This is a genomic window from Sphaerisporangium fuscum (assembly GCF_018531465.1).
Taxonomy (GTDB): Bacteria; Actinomycetota; Actinomycetes; order Streptosporangiales; family Streptosporangiaceae; genus Sphaerisporangium; species Sphaerisporangium fuscum.
In genome coordinates, this window is sequence record NZ_JAHDTF010000039.1 from 51,140 (window position 1) to 70,283 (window position 19,144).

The following is a 19,144-nucleotide window of genomic DNA, read 5'->3' on the forward strand; positions in this document are numbered from 1 at the left end:
ATGGCGGTGACCACGGCGGGGCTCGGTAGGCTACTGGCCGACCCCCAATACGAGGAGACGCCGTCATGCGTGCTGCCGAGGCCTTCCGCACGGCATTTGGCCATGAGCCCGAGGGTGTTTGGCGTGCCCCCGGGCGTGTGAACCTGATCGGGGAGCACACCGACTACAACGACGGGTTCGTGCTGCCGTTCGCCGTGCCGTGGGGGGTCACGGCCGCCGTCCACCGTCGCGACGACGACACCATCGGCCTGCTCTCCCTCCAGGGCGGCTCCGAGCCGCAGGCGATCACCGACTACGAGCGGGCCGAGGGGTGGACCCGCTATGTCGTCGGCGTCTTCTGGGCACTGCGGCAGGCGGGGCACGCCGTGAGGGGCGCCGACATCGTGATCGACGGCGACGTGCCACGGGGGGCCGGGCTGTCCTCCAGCGCGGCGCTCGAGGTGGTCGTCGCCATGGCCCTCAACGACCTCTACGAGCTGGGGCTGAGCAGGCTCGACCTCGCGCTGCTGTCGCAGAAGGCCGAGAACGACTTCGTCGGCATGCCCTGCGGCATCATGGACCAGGCCGCCTCCGCCCTCAGCGAGGAGGGCCGCGCCCTGTTCATGGACTGCCGCAGCCTGGCGACCCGCGCCGTCCCGCTCGACCTGGCCGCCGAGGGCCTGCAGATCCTGATCATCGACACGGGTGCCCACCACGAGCTGGCCGACGGGCAGTACGCCCGGCGCCGCCACGACTGCGAGAGCGCGGCCAAGCGGCTCGGGGTGAAGGCCCTGCGCGACGTCACCGACCTCGCGGCGGCGCTGGCGGTGCTCGAGGGCGACGAGCGCAAGCGCGTGCAGCACGTCGTGACCGAGAACCACCGGGTCGAGGCGCTGATCGGGCTGCTGCGCGCCGGAGCCGTCCGGGAGATCGGCGCCCTGCTCAACGCCTCCCACATCTCCCTCCGCGACCAGTACGAGGTCTCCTGCGCCGAGCTCGACGTGGCGGTCGAGGCGGCCGTCCGGGGCGGCGCGCGCGGCGCCCGCATGACCGGCGGCGGCTTCGGCGGCTCGGCCATCGCCCTGGTGGCCGACGACCGCATGGCGGACGTCCGCCGCGAGGTCGAGAAGGCCTACGAGCAGCAGGGCTGGGCTCCCCCGCGCTTCCTCCCCGCCACCCCCGCCCCCGGCGCCCACCGCCTCACCTGACCCCAAACGGCCGGAGCAAGCATCCCAAGGGAACACAACCCGACGGGCGGGACAGGCGGCGCCCTCGATTCCCCCAGGGCTGCATGGCCATGCGAGGGCGCCGGTACGGCGAGGCGAGGTACGGCGAAGTCGGCGCCCTCCTACGGCGGGGAACGTGGTCTTCTGGCCCTCTGGATGGGGGTTCAGGCGACTTTGGGGGTGAGGTGGAGGATGGTTTCGGTGAGGAGGATGCCGGTCAGGGTGTCGGCCTCGTGGACGAGGCGGTTGTCGGGAATGGCCGGATGGGCGGTGCCGCCGGTGGTCCAGGGGGCGAAGGCGAACCTCCGGGGATGCGCCGTGCCCGTCCGGTCGACGATGCGGCGGTCGGGGAGCCGCACCTTCAGCAGCCCCCGCTCCTCGGCGCACTCGCCTCGCCCGTAGAGCCGCTCCACCAGAGGGTCCAGGGTGCGGTCCAGGCCGGGCCCCACGCGCGTGGCGTCCACGAACGCCCTGGCGGTCACCGCTCCCGGCACCGACCCGCCGACGGCCCGCCAGACCCCGCCTCCGGCCACCCGCCGCGCCCCCTCCGCCCGCCGTACGCCCTCTCCGGGACGGCCGGCCCCGTCCGGGGTGCGGGGCCGAGGACGGTCGGCGGGGGCGGGGTCGTGGGGATCGACCCTCAGGTCCGCCCCGAGGAAGGTGACGACCCCCGCCTTGGCGATGGCCCGGATCTCGGCGAGCCGTTCGGCGGGGAGCGTGTCGGTGAGGTGGTCGCTGAACCCCTCGAACCACGGGTCCGGCGCCACCCGTCCGGCGATCGCGCCGCGCACTCCGCGCAGCGCGTGCGTCAGCGCCACGTCGGCGCTGTGGGCGGCGTCGGAGCGCCGGGCCAGGTGCGCCGCGAGGTAGCCGTGCATCCATTTCTGCAGCCCCGCCAGGTCCCCGAAGCGCATGCCGGCGAGGGGGTGATCGAGCCGGGGCAGGTTGAGGCGGTCCTCGAAACGGGGCACCGCCCTGCGGATCAGGGCGCGCATCGCCGTACCGTCCCACGGCTCGGGCGCGTAGGCGAGGGCGAAGTCGGCCCAGCTCATCCGGGCTCGCTCAGGGTGGGCGGTGAGGAGCTCGTGGTAGTACGCGAACGCCAGGTCCTTGGCCACCAGCGGCCACACCTCCCGGCGGAAGTCCCGCACCCGGTCGGCGAGGCCGGCGACGAACACCGGGGGCGGCGGGGGCCCGGCCGGCGAGGGGTGCCCGGCCGCCGCGTGGTGCGGCACGCCCCTGCGGGAGCCGGCGTAGAGGAGGGGTTCCCGGCCGCTGGGCAGGTAGGTCGGCTCGCCGTCGCGCTCGCGCCGGAAACGGCCGCCCCGGCGGACGGTGAGCCGCTCGACCACCTCGGCGATCCCGGGGCCGAGGCCGCGCACCAGGACAGGCTGCCCGCCGGGCACATGGTCGAGGGAGAGATCGTCCGCCCGCCCGCACGGCAGGTAGTGGAGGCCGTGGTCGCGGGCGAAGCCGCGTAACTCCTGCTCGCGTGGGGTCGGGAGGACCTCCAGGCGCGGCTGGGCGAGGACCACGGCGTCGGCGCCGATGCGCGTGCCGTCGTCGAGCACGAGCCACCGCCCGGCCAGGTCGACCGCCCTGGCCCCGTGGAGGTGGACCCGGACGCCCGGTGCCCGCGCCTCCAGGCCGGCCCGGGCGTCGCCGGGCGTGGCGACGTGGTGGACGTCGAGCGGCCGCCGCCCCAGCACCTGAGGAGCGTGCGCGCATATCCGCTCGATCAGGCACGTCGCGGCCGGCCCCGTGCCGACCACGCAGATCGAACCCGTCACCGTCGCCTCCCAGATTACCCATTTAGACGGTAGGAATTACATGGATAATTGTCAAGGCAATCGTAAGGCATGACGACGAGGACTGTCGGGAAAGGAGGCGCCGATCACGGCGGCCGGCCGCACGGCCCGGGGTCACGGGCCCGGGCGGGACGGGCTACGGCACGACGATCGGGAAGCGGGAATGCAGGCCGGCCGCTTCGAGCACCCGGCACACCGAGGAGGACGGGGCCACCAGCCGCACGCCCCCACCGAGGCGCACGGAGCGGCGCCGGGCGGCCAGAAGGGCACTCACTCCGCTGGCGTCCATGAAGGTGACCTCTGACAGGTCCAGGACGATCGTGGCGTGTGATCGATCGATGGCGGCCAGAAGATGCTGGCGCAGAAGGGGGGAATTGGAGATGTCGACGTCCCCGCTGACCCGGCAGATGGTCGCGTCGGCGCGGACGGTCACGGACAGGTCCATCGCGGACCTCCAATCGCTGGACGCGTAGGGCGGCTCACGATGACGCAAACCGCCCGGACATGCGTCCTAGGTTGAGCGCGGCGCCGCCGCGCTCAAAAGAGCCTCTCGGCTCGGTCTTTCAACTGGCGGCATCGGCACGACCTGCTCCGCCGCCGCTCGGTACGGACCGCACCGCCGCACGCGCCGTGGAGGCCGGACGGCCTCCGTCAGCGGTCGCGCGAACGGCCCGCTGAGCGATGGTTCAGACCGGGCGGACCGACTCGGCCTGGGGGCCCTTCGGACCGCGGACGGTCTCGAAGTCGACGCGCTGGTTCTCCTCGAGGCTGCGGTAACCGCTCGACTGGATCGCCGAGTAGTGGACGAAGACGTCGGCGCTGCCGTCGTCAGGAGCGATGAAACCGAAGCCCTTTTCGGCGTTGAACCACTTGACGGTTCCCTGAGCCATAAAACTGATCTCCTCATGAGACGATCTACGAGGCCACGGACGTGGATCCCCGGGTTGCTAGCGACCGACCGCCCCTTGAAAGCCCTTGGCTTCGCATGGTGGAACGCCCGCTGTCAGAACTCCGCAGGCGCTTACACGTTAACGAACCTCTACAACCGCTCTCATTCAACACCATGACTCCCCTCCAGAGCGAACGCAGGGGTGGCACACGGGCGAACAGACGGCGTACACCGGCCCTCACGCGAGCGACGGGTCAGGTCAGTGGCGGGAAGGCCGGGGGACGGCGTTCGACGAAGCTCGCCACCCCTTCCGCGAAGTCGGGGCGGGCGAAGGATTCCAGCATCAGGCGCACGGCCTCGGAGGCGGAGTCGTCCAGGGACTTCTGCCAGTCGCCCCACACCTGTCTCTTGATCACCGCCATGGAGGCGGGCGAGCTGTGCACCGCCAGTTCCCGGGCGTACGCCAGGGTCTCCTCCAGCAGCCGCTCCCCCGGGACCACGCGGTTGGCCAGGCCCAGCTCGCCCGCCTCGGCGCCGGTGAAGGTGCGGCCGGAGAGCAGGATGTCCATCGCCTTGGCCTGCCCGATGAGCTTCGGCAGGATCCACGCCAGGCCGTACTCGGCGATGAGCCCCCGCCGGGCGAAGGCCGTGGTCCACTTGGCCTCGGCGGCGGTGAACACCAGGTCGCAGACCAGTGCGTGCACCATGCCGAGCCCGGCGCACGCGCCGTTGACGGCCGCGAGGATCGGCTTGCGGATGGTGGTGGGGTGGGTGGTGGGCCGCTTGTCGGGCTCCTCGTCGTAGGAACCGTCCCGCAGGGCGCCGAGGGTCTGGAAGTCGGCTCCCGCGCAGAACCCCTTGCCGGCGCCGGTGACGACGATCACCCGGACGTCCGGGTCGCGCTCGGCCTCCTCCAGCAGGTCGAAGTAGCGGCGTCCCATGGCGTCGATCCAGGCGTTCAGCCGGTCGGGCCGGTTGAACGTCAGCGTCAGCACGCCGCCGTCGAGCGACGAGAGCACGAGCTCGGACATGGCACCTCCAGCAGAGACCGCTACCGAACAAGGTTCTACACTAGAGGACTCACCAGTCGTAGTAGCTCTTACGGGGATGCTGGACGAACGCCGGCGACAGCTGGGTGTCCTCGTAGTACCGGTGGAAGACCGGCGTGGTCGAACTCGACATGGGAGGCACGATCCACGTCCAGTCGGCCGGGCACGTCCGCCCCGAACGCTCCTCGCGCTCCAGGTGCGAGATGAACCTGCGCGCCTCGGTGTGGTGGTCGGTGATCGTGACGCCCGCCTGCTCGAACGAGTGGAGGACGGCGACGTTGACCTCGACGAGGGCCCGGTCCTTCCAGAGGGTGCGGTCGTGGGAGGTGTCGAGGCCGAGCCGCTCGGCGACCACCGGCAGGCAGTTGTAGCGGTCGGTGTCGGCGAGGTTGCGCGCCCCGATCTCCGTCCCCATGTACCAGCCGTTGAAGGGGGCGCAGGGGTAGCAGACGCCGCCGACCTCCAGGCACATGTTCGAGATCACCGGCACGGCGTGCCAGCGCAGCCCGAGTTCGGCGAACCACGGGTACGACGGGTGGGCGATCGGCACCTCCAGCACGGCGTCCCCCGGGACGGAGGCGAGCAGGGGCGGCTTGCCCTGGGCCTCGATCACCAGCGGGAGCACGTCGAAGTGGGTGCCACGGCCGCCGAACCAGCCGAGCCGGCGGGCCTTGTCGGTGAGGTCGGCGTTGCCCGGGTCCCCGGCCACGACGTCACCGTCGGCGCCACGGTATCCGGCGTACCGGATCAGCTGTCCGTTCCAGATCCGCGGGCCGGGACGGCCGGGACGGTCCGGGGCGAACACGGTGATCGTCGGGCGGATCCGGCCGTCCCCCGTGGCCTCGCGCAGGTGCTCGACGCACTCGACGGCGACGCCTTCGGCGCCGTCGACCTGGCGGCGGTCGCGGACGCGCAGCGATTTCCAGTACAGGCGTCCGATGCAGCGGTTGCTGTTGCGCCAGGCCACGCGGGCGCCGTAGGCGAGTTCGTCGGCGGTGTGGGTGTAGGTGCCGGTGGTGGCGATCTCGCTCGTCACCTGGCGCAGCCGTCGCCATAGGTCCCCGGCGGAGGGGTTCTCGGTGTAGTAGAGACGCAGGAACTTCTCGGCCTCCAGCGCGTCCACCGGGCCGTCGCCGCTCCCCGGACGGTACCGGGGGACGGGTATCCGCTCCGGCCCGTCAGTGGAGGTACGGCGATGGAGGCCCCCCGGAGCCGGACGTCCCCCCTCGGCCTCGCCATGGATTCCGTCCCGCTCAAAGCTCGACACGGGGGTTTCACTCCGTCCGGCAGGCGACATGGTGTCCTCGCCCGGTTCGGGGACGGTCAGCGCGGACGCGTCCTCTCCGGGCATCGGCACCGGGGGCTCACCGGCCCTGCCGGGCGCCGCGACTCGCGACTTTACCGGAAGTAGATCTTTCAGCCAGCCCAACATGAGACAACCGCCACAAATTAATACGGGCGTCATCACCATTCCGGGTGGCTCGGACGCCCCTTCGCAGCGGCCTTCCCCCACTGCTCCCTGCACGATCCGCGGCAGCCGTCACTTTTGGTCACCATGTGTACGCGTAAGCGCACCAAGTACGGCAGAGCCATAGTTTGCGGGATCACGCCCGGCTTGTCGCCCAGTTCGCAAGAAGCGGTAAAGAAACCACCCTCCGACACTTCCAGACGACAACAGCCCAGCGCCCCCCGAAAGCGCCTCAGCGCCCAGCAACGACAACCGACGACAAACACCCTGCCCCTCACCCACCCCCGGCGTCCGCCCCCTCAACGAGCAGCGACGGCAGCAGTCCTGGCGGCACGAGGGGCGGGCCGGGAGGCCGCGCCTGATTCTCGAGCCCCTCCCCCCTTCCACCGTCTGCTCCTCGACGGCGCCGCGACGGCGAGAAGGAGTACGGCCAAATCGGCGCCGCCGTACGGCGTCCAACCGGCTCGGAGGGGACGGGGGCGTGTGTCGTCCGGGATGGGGCCGACGGGAAAGGCCCCGGAAACGGCGACAGCCCCAGGATGATCTCCTGGGGCTGTGAGTGTGGCTCCCGCGATAGGACTCGAACCTATAACCTGCCGGTTAACAGCCGGCTGCTCTGCCGATTGAGCTACACGGGATCGTGTACGTCGCCTTCGGGGCCTTGGCCCTTTCTTGCGGCGCGGAACTAGATTAGCGCATTCCGAGGGGTGTGTGTCCCACCCAGATCCCCAGGCGCCGCACCGAGGCCGCATCGGCCGCGTTCCCGGCAGAACGACCGGGTCCCGCGATGCCCCCGACCTTCGCGCGAAGGCGATAACCGCGCAGAGTAGGGGTAGGGGAGGTCGAGAGCGGGGATGCCAGCACCACGCGGAGGTAGGAGAAGATGCGATATCGATTGACGTTCACCGTGGGCCTGGCCATCGGCTACGTCCTTGGCAGCCGGGCCGGTCGCGAGCGGTACGAGCAGATCAAGCGAGTGGCGCAGCGAGTGGCTGACAGCCCTATGGTGCAGCAGGCCGCCGGGGTGGCGGGAGCACAGGCGTCCAAGGCCGCCGAGATCACCAAACACAAGCTGGGCGACGTGCTGGGCGACAAGGTGCCGTTCCTGCACAAGAACGGCTGGGAGGCCGACAGGGACGCCACGGGCACAGGCTGGCCGGAGACCCGCATGGACCGGGTCTGATCCACTCGGCCGGACGGTATCCGAAGGAGGCGGCCCGCGTGCGACCCCGGCACGCGGGCCGCCTCCTTTCGCCTGGCGTAGCCCCCGTGTAGGGCCGGGCACCGTACGGCGGCGCCGACTTCGCCGCACAACATCCCACCGCCGCGGCGCCGTCGAAAAACAAACCCAAACAAGCGACCCGGCTCGCGGCCCCACCCCTTCACGCGACCACGACCGCCTCCACCGCATCACAGACGCCAACGGGATACGGCAGTCAGGCAAGGGATCCGGCCCGCGAGCTCCCTCCACCTTGCGCCACCACGGCCACTTTCAGCGCATCGCGGGTGCTGAAGGGAGGCGGTGGGTCAGATGCCCAGGTTGCGGCGGAGGCCTTCCAGGAGCTGTTCGGCGGCGGCGCGGAGGCCTGGGTCGGTGGGGTCCAGGCCGGGGTCGAACACGAACTCCCACTCGGCGGTGTCCTGCCCCGGGATCCGGCGTGCGACCAGGCGCACGCCGCCGTTCTCGCCCAGGCGGAAGTGCCGATTGACCAGGATCGACGAGGTGACCCGCTCGCGTACGGCCTCGGGCAGGCGCCCGGGGTCGGGCAGGGGCACGCGCCGCTCGGCACCGTCGGTGGTGACGACCAGCAGTCCCTCCTCGTCCCACATCGCCCTGTCGATGCGGTGCCACGGCAGTGGCTTCTCGCCGGGCAGGTGCAGCGCCCGGTCGGTCGCCACGGCGTATCCACCGCCGGGGACGTGGGCGTGGACGAGCACGCGCTCACCGCTCTCCAGGGTGACGCCTGAGTCGTCGGGGAGGCTCCTCGCGCGCCAGGGAAGTCGCATGGGTGCAAACTACCCGGCAGGCAGGCCGAGGGTCCGAGCGGCCCACCCAGCCGGCAGAGAGAAAGACCCGGCCCGGCGACGGAAGCGTCGTGTGGAGGTCGGTGAAAGTGGATGGTTAGGGCACGGTCGGGCCGGGGGAGTTTTATCTGGCGAGGAGGTCGAGGGTCAGGGCGGCGGACCAGGAGAAGTCGCGGCAGCCGCGGCCCATTCCGTCGAAGGGGTCGAAGCACTCGCGGAACCCCGCCTGACGTACCAGCCGCAGGGTGCTTGCGGCCAGCAGGCTGCGCAGCGCGTCGAGCCCGTGCACCTCCGCCGCCTGCCAGAGCAGCCAGTTGGTGTTCACCCAGGACGGCCCGCGCCAGTACGTCGACCGGTCGAACTCCAGCGCCCGGACCTCGCAGCTCGGCACCGGATAGCCGCTCGGCCCGAGGAAGCGTGACTCCAGCAGCTGGACCAGGACGTCGACGACCTGGCCGGGCATCCCCGGGTCCAGCAGCGGCCCGAACCCGCCCACCGTGCAGACCGGGATGAGGGACCCGGCGCGCAGGTCGCGGGCGTAGAAGGCGCCGTTCCACAGCCGGCCGAGCAGCGCGGCGCGGATCCGGTCGGCGGCCTCCTCGAAGGGCGCGGGGTCGGCGCCGATCGCGCCGGCGAGCTCGGCGAGCGCCATGCAGGACGACAGCCAGATGCCGTTGAACAGCGGGTCCTCGACGGCGAAGGGGTGCTCGTCGCGCAGGTAGCCCGGGTCGTACCCGGCGTCGCGGTAGCGCATGGCGAGCCAGACGTAGCGGTCGTGGTTGCTGTCGGTCTGCCAGGCCTCCAGGGCGTAGGCGTAGCGGACGAGTGGGAGCGCGGCGAGCGGGGCGTCCCAGGCGGGGCTGTCGTCCAGGCCGGACTCCCAGGGATGGATGATCGCGGCGAGCCCCGCGCCGCCGAGGTCGCGGGCGGAGGCGAGGTAGTGGTGCTGGGCGATCAGGCTCGGCCAGGCGCGCCGTACGAACCCCAGGGCCTCGTCGCGGTCGGGGGCGTACCGCCAGATCCACCACACGGCGCAGGCCTGCATGGGCGGCTGGGTGAGCCCGGAGGTGACCACCCGGCGCGGGGCGGCGGCGCAGGCGGCCGACCGCCACAGGGACGGGCCGGGGTAGTAGGACTCGCCGGTGGCCCGGTCGAAGACGATGTGCGGGAGCATGCCGGTGCTCCACTGGCCCGCGAAGAGGCTGAGCAGTTCGGCGCAGGCGCGGGACCAGCGGCGGCGGGCGAGGCCGATCGCGACGAAGGCGGAGTCCCAGCTCCACTGGTGGGGATAGCGCCCGACCGCGGGGACGGTCGCCGACCCCGTCCAGTTCGCGTCGAGCACGTCGAGGGCCGCCCGCTCAAGCGTGGCGTCGTCGTCGAGCCCGGACCGGACGTCCATCACGTCGTCGGCAGGGACGGCGGTCCTCGAGGGAAAATACGTCCCTGCCTTCCTCCCCTCTCGGCCGATTACCGTTCCACCAAATGTAACGAGGAGAGAGCGGTGTTCAACCGGCAGGTAATCGTTTCACCGAGGTTCCACTCCTGACGGCCACGACAAGGTACGAAGGTGGGGGTCGCCGGCCTCCGAGGTACACGGGGTCCCCGGCACGACAGTCCACCGCCGGGCGGTCACCGCGCAGCGCCTGACCGGGTGCCGACGGGCGGACGGGGCGGCGGTGCGCTCCGGCCGGAACAGCGGCACACCACCCGGCGGCCACGGCGACATGCGCCGCGCCGGACGCGGACGCATCTGGGTGGGGTCGCCGGTCCGCAGGGCACGGAGGCGGACCTCGGCGGGCCGGGTGGCGGCCTGCTCGCCCGTGACGGCACGCTCCCGGCGCCGGCCCGGCCTTCCGGGCTCCTACCTCACCGCCGGGTGGGCGGCCGCGGACGGTGAGCCGTACAGGCGCGGCGGACCGGGCCGGTGATCCAGAGGCATCCGGGGTCACCGCCGGGTGGGCGGCCGCGAACGGTGAGCCGTACAGGCGCGGCGGACCGGGCCGGTGATCCGGAGGCATCCGGGGTCACCGACCCGGCCCGCCTCTGGAGTCAGTCGAGGTAGTCGCGGAGCATCTGCGCGCGGGTGGGGTGGCGCAGCTTGGCCAGCGTCTTGGACTCGATCTGCCGGATGCGCTCGCGGGTCACGCCGAACTCCCTGCCGACCTCCTCGAGCGTCCTCGGGTGGCCGTCGGCCAGTCCGAAGCGGAGCTGGATGATGCGCTGCTCCCGGTCGGAGAGGGTGGCGAGGATGTCGTCGAGCTGGTCCTGCAGCATGATGAACGCGGCGGCCTCGATGGGCACCACCGCGTCGGCGTCCTCGATGAAGTCGCCGAGGTCGGAGTCCTCCTCACCGATCGGCGACTGGAGCGAGACCGGCTCCTGGGCGATGCGCTGGATCTCGATCACGCGGTCGATGGGCAGATCCATCTCGAGCGCGATCTCCTCGGGGGCGGGCTCGCGGCCGAGGTCCTGGTGGAGCTGCCGCTGCACCCTCACCAACTTGTTGATCGTCTCGACCATGTGGACGGGAATTCGAATGGTTCGCGCCTGGTCGGCGATCGCCCGGGTGATGGCCTGACGAATCCACCATGTCGCATACGTCGAGAACTTATATCCCTTGGTGTAGTCGAATTTCTCGACCGCCCGGATGAGACCCAGGTTGCCCTCCTGGATCAGATCGAGGAAGAGCATTCCGCGCCCGACATAGCGTTTGGCGATCGACACCACCAGACGGAGGTTGGCCTCGATGAGCCGTTGCTTGGCGCGTACTCCCTCCCAGACGAGCTCCTCGAACTCGGGTCGAGCGAGCCTTACACCGATATCGCATAATTTGTCCTCGGCGAACAGGCCGGCCTCGATCGCCTTGGCGAGTTCCACCTCCTCCTCGGCCGTCAGCAGCGGCACCCTGCCGATCTCCCGCAGGTAGATACGGACGAGGTCGCTGGTCGGCGCGCGCTTGCCGACATCCTCCTCATCGGGGCGGATGGTGTCGTCGTCGCCCTGGGGCTCGAGCACCTCCACACCTTTTTCGGCGAGCATCCGCACGACGCGCTCCAGCGCGTCGGCCGGCAACTCGGAGCGGTCAAGCGCGGCGGCCACGTCGTCGACGGTGACGCTCCCGCGCTCCCTTCCTCTCGCCACTAGATCCGCCACCTGGTCTACCGAGGGCGGTCCACTTGGCAGTACCGATGCACCCACGGGTCATAGTCTGCGCTATAGGGGTGGTAAAACGGCAGGCCTATTTTTGTCACCGAAGGTAAGGCCAAAGCCATTACCGAATCGATATCAAATAAATGTTTGGGCGCCGCGACCAGCGGAAAGTAAGGATAATTACGCTCCGACGGCGCGTTCTCTTAGAACGCGCCGTTGTTGTTCGAGCGCGACCAGTTCCCCGAAGAGTCGGTTGTACTCCTGCTGCTGCTCAACCGGGTTGAGCCGCTCCATCTTCGCCTTGATCTGCACCAGGGCGCGGGTCACCGCCACCTCGGCCAGCCGGGCGAGCACGGCCGGGGCGTACCGCTCCTCGGTGGCGAGGTCGGTGCGCACGGGCTCGACCGCGAACCGGGTCGCCAGCGCGCGCAGGGCGTCGTCCTGGGTGGCCTGGAGAAGCAGGTCGACCCACTCGCGCCCGCCGGGACCGCCGGCCACGGTGCCTCCCGCCGCCATGACCAGCTCGTACAGGGCGGCGTGCTCGGGGACGGTGAACACCTGCGCGCCGAGGGCGTCGAACTCCGGCCCCATCAGCGCGGGACGCTGCACGGCCAACTTCAGCGCCTCGATCTCGATGCGCACCCCGGGATCGGACGGATCGGCCGCGGGGCGCGCCGCAGCCCCCCTCTGGGGCCGCTCGGGTGCTCCCCCGGGCCCGCCGCGCCCCGCCTGGCCCCGCCCGGCGACCTCCGCCACACGCCTGCGCACCAGTTGCTCGTCGACGAAGCCCAGCCAGCGGTCGAGGTCGACGGCGTACCTGTCGCGCAGGGCGCGGTCCTTGATGCCGGCGACGAGCGGCGCGGCGGCGTCGAGGGCGGCCAGGCGGCCCTCGTTGGTGTCGAGCTCGTAGCGGGAGATGACGCTGCGGATCGCGAAGGCGAACAGCGGCTCGCGGCTCGCGATCAGGTCGCGCACGGCGGCGTCGCCGTGCTTCATGCGCAGATCGCACGGGTCGAGGCCGTCGCCCTGGACGGCGACGAAGGTCTGGGTGACGAACTTCTGCTCGTCGGCGAAGGCGCGCAGGGCGGCCTTCTGCCCGGCGGAGTCGCCGTCGAAGGTGAAGACGACCTCGCCGCGGAACTCGTCCTGGTCGAGCAGCAGGCGCCGCAGGACCTTGATGTGCTCCTCGCCGAAGGAGGTGCCGCAGGTGGCGACCGCGGTGGGCACGCCCGCCAGGTGGCAGGCCATCACGTCGGTGTAGCCCTCGACGACGACCGCCTGGGAGCGCTTGGAGATCTCGCGCTTGGCCAGGTCGATGCCGTACAGGACGGTGCTCTTCTTGTAGATCGGGGTCTCGGGCGTGTTGAGGTACTTGGGGCCGTCGTCGCCGTCGAGGAGCTTGCGGGCGCCGAACCCGATGACCTCGCCCGTGATGTCGCGGATCGGCCACACCAGCCGCCCCCGGAACCGGTCGACCGGCCCGCGGCGCCCCTCTCTGGCGAGGCCGCCCTTGATCAGCTCGGCCGTGGTGAAGCCGCGGCCCAGCAGGTGGCGGGCCAGGCGGTCCCAGTCGGCCGGGGCGTACCCCACGCCGAAGTGCTCGGCGTCGACGCGCTCGAAACCCCGCTCGGCCAGGAACCTGCGGCCCGGCGCGGCCTCCGCCTCGGCCAGCTGCGCGGCGTAGAACTCGGCGGCGGCCTTGTGGGCCTCGATCAGCCGGCTCCGCTCGCCGTGCTCGCGCCCCGGGACGTACCCGCCCTGCTCGTAGCGCAGCTGGATGCCGGCGCGCTGCGCGAGCCGCTCGATCGCCTCGGCGAACGACAGGTGCTCCAGTTTGCGGACGAAGGTGATGACGTCGCCGCCCTCGGCGCAGCCGAAGCAGTACCAGTAGCCGCGGGAGGGGGTGACGTTGAACGAGGGGGTCTTCTCCTCGTGGAAGGGGCACAGGCCTTTGAGGTTGCCGCCGCCCGCGTTGCGCAGCTGGATATGCTCGCCCACGACGTCGGCGATCGATGAGCGCTCCCTCACGAGCGCGATGTCCTCGTCACTGATCCGCCCTGCCACGCCGCGAGTCTACGGCTCACGGCCGACAACCTGAGGGTCGGGCCGCCCAGGGTGGGTGATTTTCCGCGAATCGGTCGTGATACCCAAGCCGGTCGGTTACAAAGGAAACGCTCATTTTCGGTAACGTCAAGCGGGTGGAGATCATGCGATCGGGGCGACTCGCCGCCATTGCCGCGTCGGTGCTGGTCACCGCCGCCTGCGCCGCCCCGGGCGGTGTGGCGGGCATCAGCACGACGCCGCCCGCGGCGGCACCGGATCTCTCGGCCACCGGTGTCGCGCTGGAGGCCGCCGACGTCTCCAGCGAGGGCGCGGTGCCCTCCGTCTCGCCCAGTGGTGGCCGGGGAGGGGTCAGCGCGGCGACGGCCGCCCCCGACGCGTCCACCGGGCCGTCCGGCTGGGGTCCGCAGGCCATCACCCCGCCTCGCGGCGAGGAGCCCGTCCGGGTGCCGCCGCCGAGGGTGTCGCGGTTCTCGTACGTCTTCCCGGTGCGCGGGTGCAGGGTCAGCTACGCCCGCAAGGAGCTGGTCCTGCCGAAGGCCACCATGTGGACCGGAAGGGGCTGCCCCTTCGTCTCCCCCGTGAGCGGCGTCGTGCGCGAGGCCAACCCTCTCAACCGCTGGAAGGCCTCCACCGACAAGGGGGCCGACCGCGAGGGCCGCTTCGTCTCGGTGCTCGGGGACGACGGCGTGGTCTACCTCGGCGGCCATCTCGACTCGATCGAGAGCGGCATCCGCCCTGGGGTCCGCGTCGCGGCCGGGCAGGCGCTCGGCAAGGTCGGCGACTCGGGGAACGCCAAGGGCGGCGGCACCAACCTCTACTTCGCGGTCTCCTGGCCGGTGGCGTCGAAGTACTGGTGGGTGCGGCGCGGCATGGTCGACCCGTGGAACTTCCTGGACGCCTGGCTGAACGGCAACCCCACCCTCTCCCCCGCCCCGCAGGTGGCGGCCGCCCGAGCCCGGCTCGGCGCCACACCGTCCTGCCACACGCTGTGCGCCTCCAAGCCCGGCAAGCAGCCCACCCACCACCCGACCCCGTCCCAGACCTCCGACCCCGACGGCGTCACCCGAGGCGAGGTCACCACGGGCGGCCTCGCGGCGAACTGAGTCAGGCGCGGCTGGAGCCGAGGCTGCGGTGGAGGGCCACGGCGGAGACGTCGGTGAGTGAGGCGACCTGGTCGATCACCACGCGCAGGCGGGCCGCGTCGTCGTCCGCTCCCCTGAACGCCGCCCGCAGCGCGGGCTCCAGCGTGCCGGGGGCGCCCAGCATGATCATCGAGGCGAGTTCGGCGATCAGCTCACGCTGGCGGGCCTGGGTGGCGTGGTGGTCGTCCCGCGACATCACGTAGTGCGCGGTCACCCCCTTGAGCAGGGCGCATTCCAGCCGGGTGCCCCTCGGGACGATCAGGTCCGCGCCGTGCCGGGTGCGCCCCGGGCCGAAGGCCGCCAGGGTGGCGGCCTGCGCGGACAGGCAGAAGCGCCCGATCAGCGCGCTGGTGAACGACTTGAGCGCCACCAGGTCGGCCATCGTGCCCTCGAAGCGCGAGGGCCACAGCGGCTCGGCGATCAGGCGTTCGAGGGTATCCTCCAGCTCGGTGAGGCAGGCGTCCCCGGCGTACCACTTGAGCGTTCGCTCGCACACCTCGCGCCGCTCGGCGCGGTCGCGGAGCATCGCGGGCGTGACGTGCCCGAAGTGCAGGGCGTCCTCCAGGTCGTGCACGGAGTACGCCACGTCGTCGGCCCAGTCCATCACCTGGGCCTCGAAGCTGACGCGCCCGGCCGGGACGCCCCTCCTGGCCCACTCGAACACCGGCAGGTCGTCGTCGTAGACCCCGAACTTCGCACCGTGGGCGGAGGTCCAGGGGTATTTCAGTGAGGCGTCGAGGGTCGCGCGGGTGAGGTTCAGCCCTGCGCTGCGGCCGTCCTCGGTGAGGACCTTGACCTCCAGCCGGGTCAGCAGCCGCAGGCTCTGCGCGTTGCCCTCGAAGCCGCCGCACCGCGCGGCCAGCTCGTTGAGCGCGTTCTCGCCGTTGTGCCCGAACGGCGGGTGGCCGAGGTCGTGGGCCAGGCAGGCGGTCTCCACCAGGTCGGGATGACAGCCGAGGGCCTTGCCCATCTCCCTGCCGATCTGGGCGCATTCGAGGGAATGGGTCAGCCGGGTGCGCGGGATGTGGCGGCCGTGATCGGGGAACTCGCCCGGCCCGACCACCTGAGTCTTGGCGGCCAGCCGGCGCAGCGCGGCACTGTGCAGGACGCGCGCCCGGTCGCGCTCGAACGCGCTTCTCTCGGGGTTGCCGGGGGCTTCCGGCACCCATCTGGCCTGATCGAACTCGTCGTAACCTCTCATCGGTAGCCGGATGCTACCCGGCGGAGGGGTATCGCATCACAAACATGCTGGAAACTCACGATGTCCGGCTCATTGAGTGACTTTCCGCACGTCAGCCGCTTCCTGTGCCGACATGCGGGTCCGCGGGCCGGACGACGCCGTTGGCGCCCGGCCCGCGGACCACGTCCCCGGGAAAGAGAGGTCAGCCGGTCTCCGGGCTCAGCGGGAGTCCGATCCGGTGCCGGTCAGGGCCGCCCTGCCCGCTTCGAGCCGGGCCACCGGTACCCGGAACGGCGAGCAGGAGACGTAGTCGAGGCCGATGTCGTGGCAGAAGTGGACCGACTCCGGGTCGCCGCCGTGCTCGCCGCAGATGCCGAGCTTGATGTCCGGACGGGTCGCCCGCCCCTCCTCCACCGCGATCTTCATCAGCCGTCCGACACCGGTCTGGTCGAGCGTCTCGAACGGCGACACTCCGAAGATCCCGAGGTCGAGGTAGCGGGAGAAGAACGCCGCCTCGACGTCGTCCCGCGAGAATCCCCAGGTCAGCTGGGTCAGGTCGTTGGTGCCGAAGGAGAAGAACTGCGCGGCCTCGGCGATCTGCCCGGCGGTCAGGGCCGCTCGCGGCACCTCGATCATCGTGCCGATCAGGGCCTCGACCCCGGCCTCGTCCAGGATCCGCTCGGCCTCCTCGCGTACGCCCTCCAGCTCCTGCACCGCGGCGACGAGCGGGATCATGATCTCGGCCCGGGGGTCTCCCCCGGCGGCGCGCCGCTCGGCCGCCGCCTGCGCGATGGCCCGCACCTGCATCTCGAACAGCCCGGGGATCACCAGGCCGAGCCGGACGCCGCGCAGGCCGAGCATGGGGTTCTGCTCGTGCAGCCGCTTGACGGCGGCGAGGAGCCTGCGGTCCCTCTCGCCGGCGTCGTCGCCGGCGAGCGCGACCCGCACCGACAGGGCGGTGAGGTCGGGCAGGAACTCGTGCAGCGGCGGGTCGATGAGCCTGATGGTGACCGGCAGCCCGTCCATCGCCTCGAGGATGCCGGTGAAGTCGGCCTTCTGGAGGGGTTCGAGCGCGTCCAGCGCCGCATCGCGCTCCCGGTCCGACTCGGAGAGGATGAGGTCCTCGACGAGCTGCCGCCGGTCTCCGAGGAACATGTGCTCGGTGCGGCACAGGCCGATGCCCTGCGCGCCGAACCGGCGGGCCCGCGCGGCGTCCTCGGGGGTGTCGGCGTTGGCGCGGACGGCCAGGCGCCGCCGCTCGTCGGCGTGGCTCATGATCCGGTGGACGGCCTTGACCAGGTCGTCGTCATGGCCGCCGGTGCCCTCGAAGTACTCCACGACGGGGGACGCCACGACCGGCACCTCGCCGAGGAAGACCTCGCCGGTGCTGCCGTCGATGGAGATCACGTCGCCCTCCTCGACGGTCACGCCGCCGGGGGCGGTGAACCGCCTGGCCTGCGGGTCGACCTGGAGCTCCTCGGCGCCGCACACGCACGTCTTGCCCATCCCGCGGGCCACCACGGCCGCGTGCGAGGTCTTGCCGCCCCGGCTCGTGAGCACGCCGCGCGCGGCGATCATGCCGACGAGGTCGTCCGGGTTGGTCTCGCGGCGGACCAGGATGACGTCCTCACCCGCGTCGGCCATCTCCTTGGCCCGTTCGGAGGAGAAGACGGCCTTGCCCACGGCCGCGCCCGGCGAGGCGTTCATGCCCTTGGCGACGAGCCTGCGGTCGGCGCCGGTGTCGAAGCGGGGGAACATGAGCTGGGCGAGCTGGTCGCCGGTCACGCGGGTGACGGCCTCGTCGAGGTCGATCATGCCCTGGTCGACGAGCTGGGTGGCGATGCAGAAGGCCGCCGCCGCCGTCCGCTTGCCGACGCGGGTCTGCAGCATCCACAGCTTCCCGCGCTCGATCGTGAACTCGATGTCGCACAGGTCGCGGTAGTGGTCCTCCAGGGTCTTCATGATGTCGAGGAGCTGACGGTAGGAGGCGGCGTCGATCTTCTCCAGCTCCTGCAGGGGGACGGTGTTGCGGATGCCCGCCACGACGTCCTCGCCCTGGGCGTTCTGCAGGTAGTCGCCGTACACGCCCTGCTGGCCCGAGCCGGGGTCGCGGGTGAACGCCACGCCGGTGCCGGAGTCCATGCCGAGGTTGCCGAAGACCATGGCGACGATGTTGACCGCCGTGCCGAGGTCGGCCGGGATGCGTTCCTGGCGGCGGTACACGATGGCGCGCGGGGCGTTCCAGGAGTCGAAGACCGCCCTGACGGCCAGCAGCATCTGCTCGCGCGGGTCGTCGGGGAAGTCGCCGCCGGTGTGCTCCCTGACGATGCCCTTGTAGACCTCGACGAGGTGCCGGAAGTCGGAGGCGTCGAGGTCGAGGTCGTTGGTCACGCCCTTGTGCCGCTTGGCCTCGTCGATGGCGTCCTCGAACAGCTCGCCGTCGATGCCGAGCACGGTCTTGCCGAACATCTGGATGAGCCTGCGGTAGGAGTCCCAGGCGAAGCGCTCGTTGCCGGACTGCTTGGCGAGGCCCACCACCGACTCGTCGTTGAGCCCGATGTTGAGGACGGTCTCCATCATGCCGGGCATGGAGAACTTGGCGCCGGAGCGCACGCTGACGAGCAGGGGGTCGTCGATGTCGCCGAGGCGCTTGCCCATCCCCTTCTCCAGCGCCGCGAGGTGGGTGTCGACCTCCTCGGCGAGCCCTTCGGGGAAGCCGCCGTCGGCGAGGTAGCTACGGCAGGCGTCCGTGGTGATCGTGAACCCCGGTGGCACGGGGAGCCCCAGGTTCGTCATCTCCGCGAGATTGGCACCCTTGCCACCGAGGAGATCCTTGAGATCCTTGTTGCCCTCGGTGAAGTCGTATACATACTTGGGCACGCGAGCTCCTTCAACGACTTCGTCGGCGTACGATTCCGCCTCGTGCCGGGGACTCTACCTACGATTCCCACTAAGAAACGTCACTCACCGCCAAAGAGGATGTTTGTGCTGCTAGACCCCAATATAGCGGTCTAATCCATTCGAATCCGGAACCGATTCCCGAGGCCCGGCCGGCTGGTATATACCAATTCTTGGATCATTCATGGGCATTCAGCGGCGATTCACCGGAGCGGTGGTTTAGACCATTTCCGCGAGCTTATTGGTATAGACCACGAGACCTCCGG

The 19,144-nt window shown here is 71.0% G+C and carries 14 protein-coding genes and 1 tRNA gene; 3 read left to right on the forward strand and 12 right to left on the reverse strand.

All coding sequences use genetic code 11. The annotated features are described in order from the left end of the window. Window positions 1-65: 65 nt before the first annotated feature. Window positions 66-1,187, forward strand: a complete 1,122-nt coding sequence (galK, locus tag KIK05_RS39245) for a galactokinase (protein WP_214415954.1) — start codon at window positions 66-68, stop codon at window positions 1,185-1,187. Window positions 1,188-1,369: 182 nt separating this feature from the next. Here the strand turns inward: galK and KIK05_RS39250 are convergent, their stop codons facing one another. The 6 genes from KIK05_RS39250 to KIK05_RS39275 form a co-directional block, all read right to left on the reverse strand. Next, window positions 1,370-2,995 (reverse strand): Rossmann-fold NAD(P)-binding domain-containing protein, encoded by a 1,626-nt coding sequence (locus KIK05_RS39250; RefSeq protein ID WP_214415955.1) that lies wholly within the window; start codon window positions 2,993-2,995, stop codon window positions 1,370-1,372. Window positions 2,996-3,149: 154 nt separating this feature from the next. Further along, complete coding sequence (locus tag KIK05_RS39255) at window positions 3,150-3,458, reverse strand: STAS domain-containing protein (protein WP_214415956.1); 309 nt, start codon at window positions 3,456-3,458, stop codon at window positions 3,150-3,152. A 241-nt stretch (window positions 3,459-3,699) separates the two neighbouring features. Further along, window positions 3,700-3,903 carry a cold-shock protein gene (locus KIK05_RS39260; RefSeq protein WP_214415957.1) on the reverse strand — a complete coding sequence of 68 codons (204 nt, stop codon included), beginning with the start codon at window positions 3,901-3,903 and terminating at the stop codon, window positions 3,700-3,702. 253 nt (window positions 3,904-4,156) lie between these two features. Further along, window positions 4,157-4,933 (reverse strand): enoyl-CoA hydratase-related protein, encoded by a 777-nt coding sequence (locus KIK05_RS39265; protein WP_214415958.1) that lies wholly within the window; start codon window positions 4,931-4,933, stop codon window positions 4,157-4,159. Window positions 4,934-4,982: 49 nt separating this feature from the next. Further along, window positions 4,983-6,074: a nitric oxide synthase oxygenase gene (locus tag KIK05_RS39270; RefSeq protein WP_308250308.1), complete on the reverse strand. Its 1,092-nt coding sequence runs from the start codon at window positions 6,072-6,074 to the stop codon at window positions 4,983-4,985. Window positions 6,075-6,981: 907 nt separating this feature from the next. Next, window positions 6,982-7,057 (reverse strand) — tRNA-Asn (locus KIK05_RS39275). A gap of 245 nt (window positions 7,058-7,302) precedes the next feature. Here KIK05_RS39275 and KIK05_RS39280 point away from each other — a divergent pair. Continuing rightward, the gene (locus KIK05_RS39280; RefSeq protein WP_214415959.1) at window positions 7,303-7,602 is read left to right on the forward strand and encodes a YtxH domain-containing protein; all 300 of its coding nucleotides are present in this window, start codon (window positions 7,303-7,305) and stop codon (window positions 7,600-7,602) included. Between the two features lie 344 nt (window positions 7,603-7,946). Here KIK05_RS39280 and KIK05_RS39285 read toward each other — a convergent pair whose 3' ends face one another. The 4 genes from KIK05_RS39285 to dnaG all read right to left on the reverse strand — a co-directional run bounded on the left by KIK05_RS39285 (window position 7,947) and on the right by dnaG (window position 13,658). Then, on the reverse strand, window positions 7,947-8,426 hold the full coding sequence (locus tag KIK05_RS39285; RefSeq protein WP_214415960.1) for a hypothetical protein: 480 nt from the start codon (window positions 8,424-8,426) through the stop codon (window positions 7,947-7,949). A 142-nt stretch (window positions 8,427-8,568) separates the two neighbouring features. Continuing rightward, window positions 8,569-9,843, reverse strand: coding sequence for an MGH1-like glycoside hydrolase domain-containing protein (locus KIK05_RS39290; protein ID WP_214415961.1), 1,275 nt, complete (start codon window positions 9,841-9,843; stop codon window positions 8,569-8,571). A 650-nt stretch (window positions 9,844-10,493) separates the two neighbouring features. After that, on the reverse strand, window positions 10,494-11,597 hold the full coding sequence (rpoD, locus tag KIK05_RS39295; protein WP_214415962.1) for an RNA polymerase sigma factor RpoD: 1,104 nt from the start codon (window positions 11,595-11,597) through the stop codon (window positions 10,494-10,496). Window positions 11,598-11,774: 177 nt separating this feature from the next. Then, complete coding sequence (gene dnaG / locus KIK05_RS39300) at window positions 11,775-13,658, reverse strand: DNA primase (RefSeq protein ID WP_214415963.1); 1,884 nt, start codon at window positions 13,656-13,658, stop codon at window positions 11,775-11,777. Window positions 13,659-13,801: 143 nt separating this feature from the next. On the opposite strand from dnaG, the gene KIK05_RS39305 reads away from it, so the two are divergent. Then, complete coding sequence (locus KIK05_RS39305) at window positions 13,802-14,761, forward strand: M23 family metallopeptidase (protein ID WP_214416003.1); 960 nt, start codon at window positions 13,802-13,804, stop codon at window positions 14,759-14,761. 1 nt (window position 14,762) lies between these two features. Here KIK05_RS39305 and KIK05_RS39310 read toward each other — a convergent pair whose 3' ends face one another. Together KIK05_RS39310 and ppdK are read right to left on the reverse strand one after the other, a co-directional pair. Next, window positions 14,763-16,001, reverse strand: coding sequence for a deoxyguanosinetriphosphate triphosphohydrolase (locus tag KIK05_RS39310; RefSeq protein ID WP_214415964.1), 1,239 nt, complete (start codon window positions 15,999-16,001; stop codon window positions 14,763-14,765). A gap of 198 nt (window positions 16,002-16,199) precedes the next feature. After that, window positions 16,200-18,860 (reverse strand): pyruvate, phosphate dikinase, encoded by a 2,661-nt coding sequence (gene ppdK, locus KIK05_RS39315; RefSeq protein ID WP_214415965.1) that lies wholly within the window; start codon window positions 18,858-18,860, stop codon window positions 16,200-16,202. Window positions 18,861-19,144 lie beyond the last annotated feature (284 nt).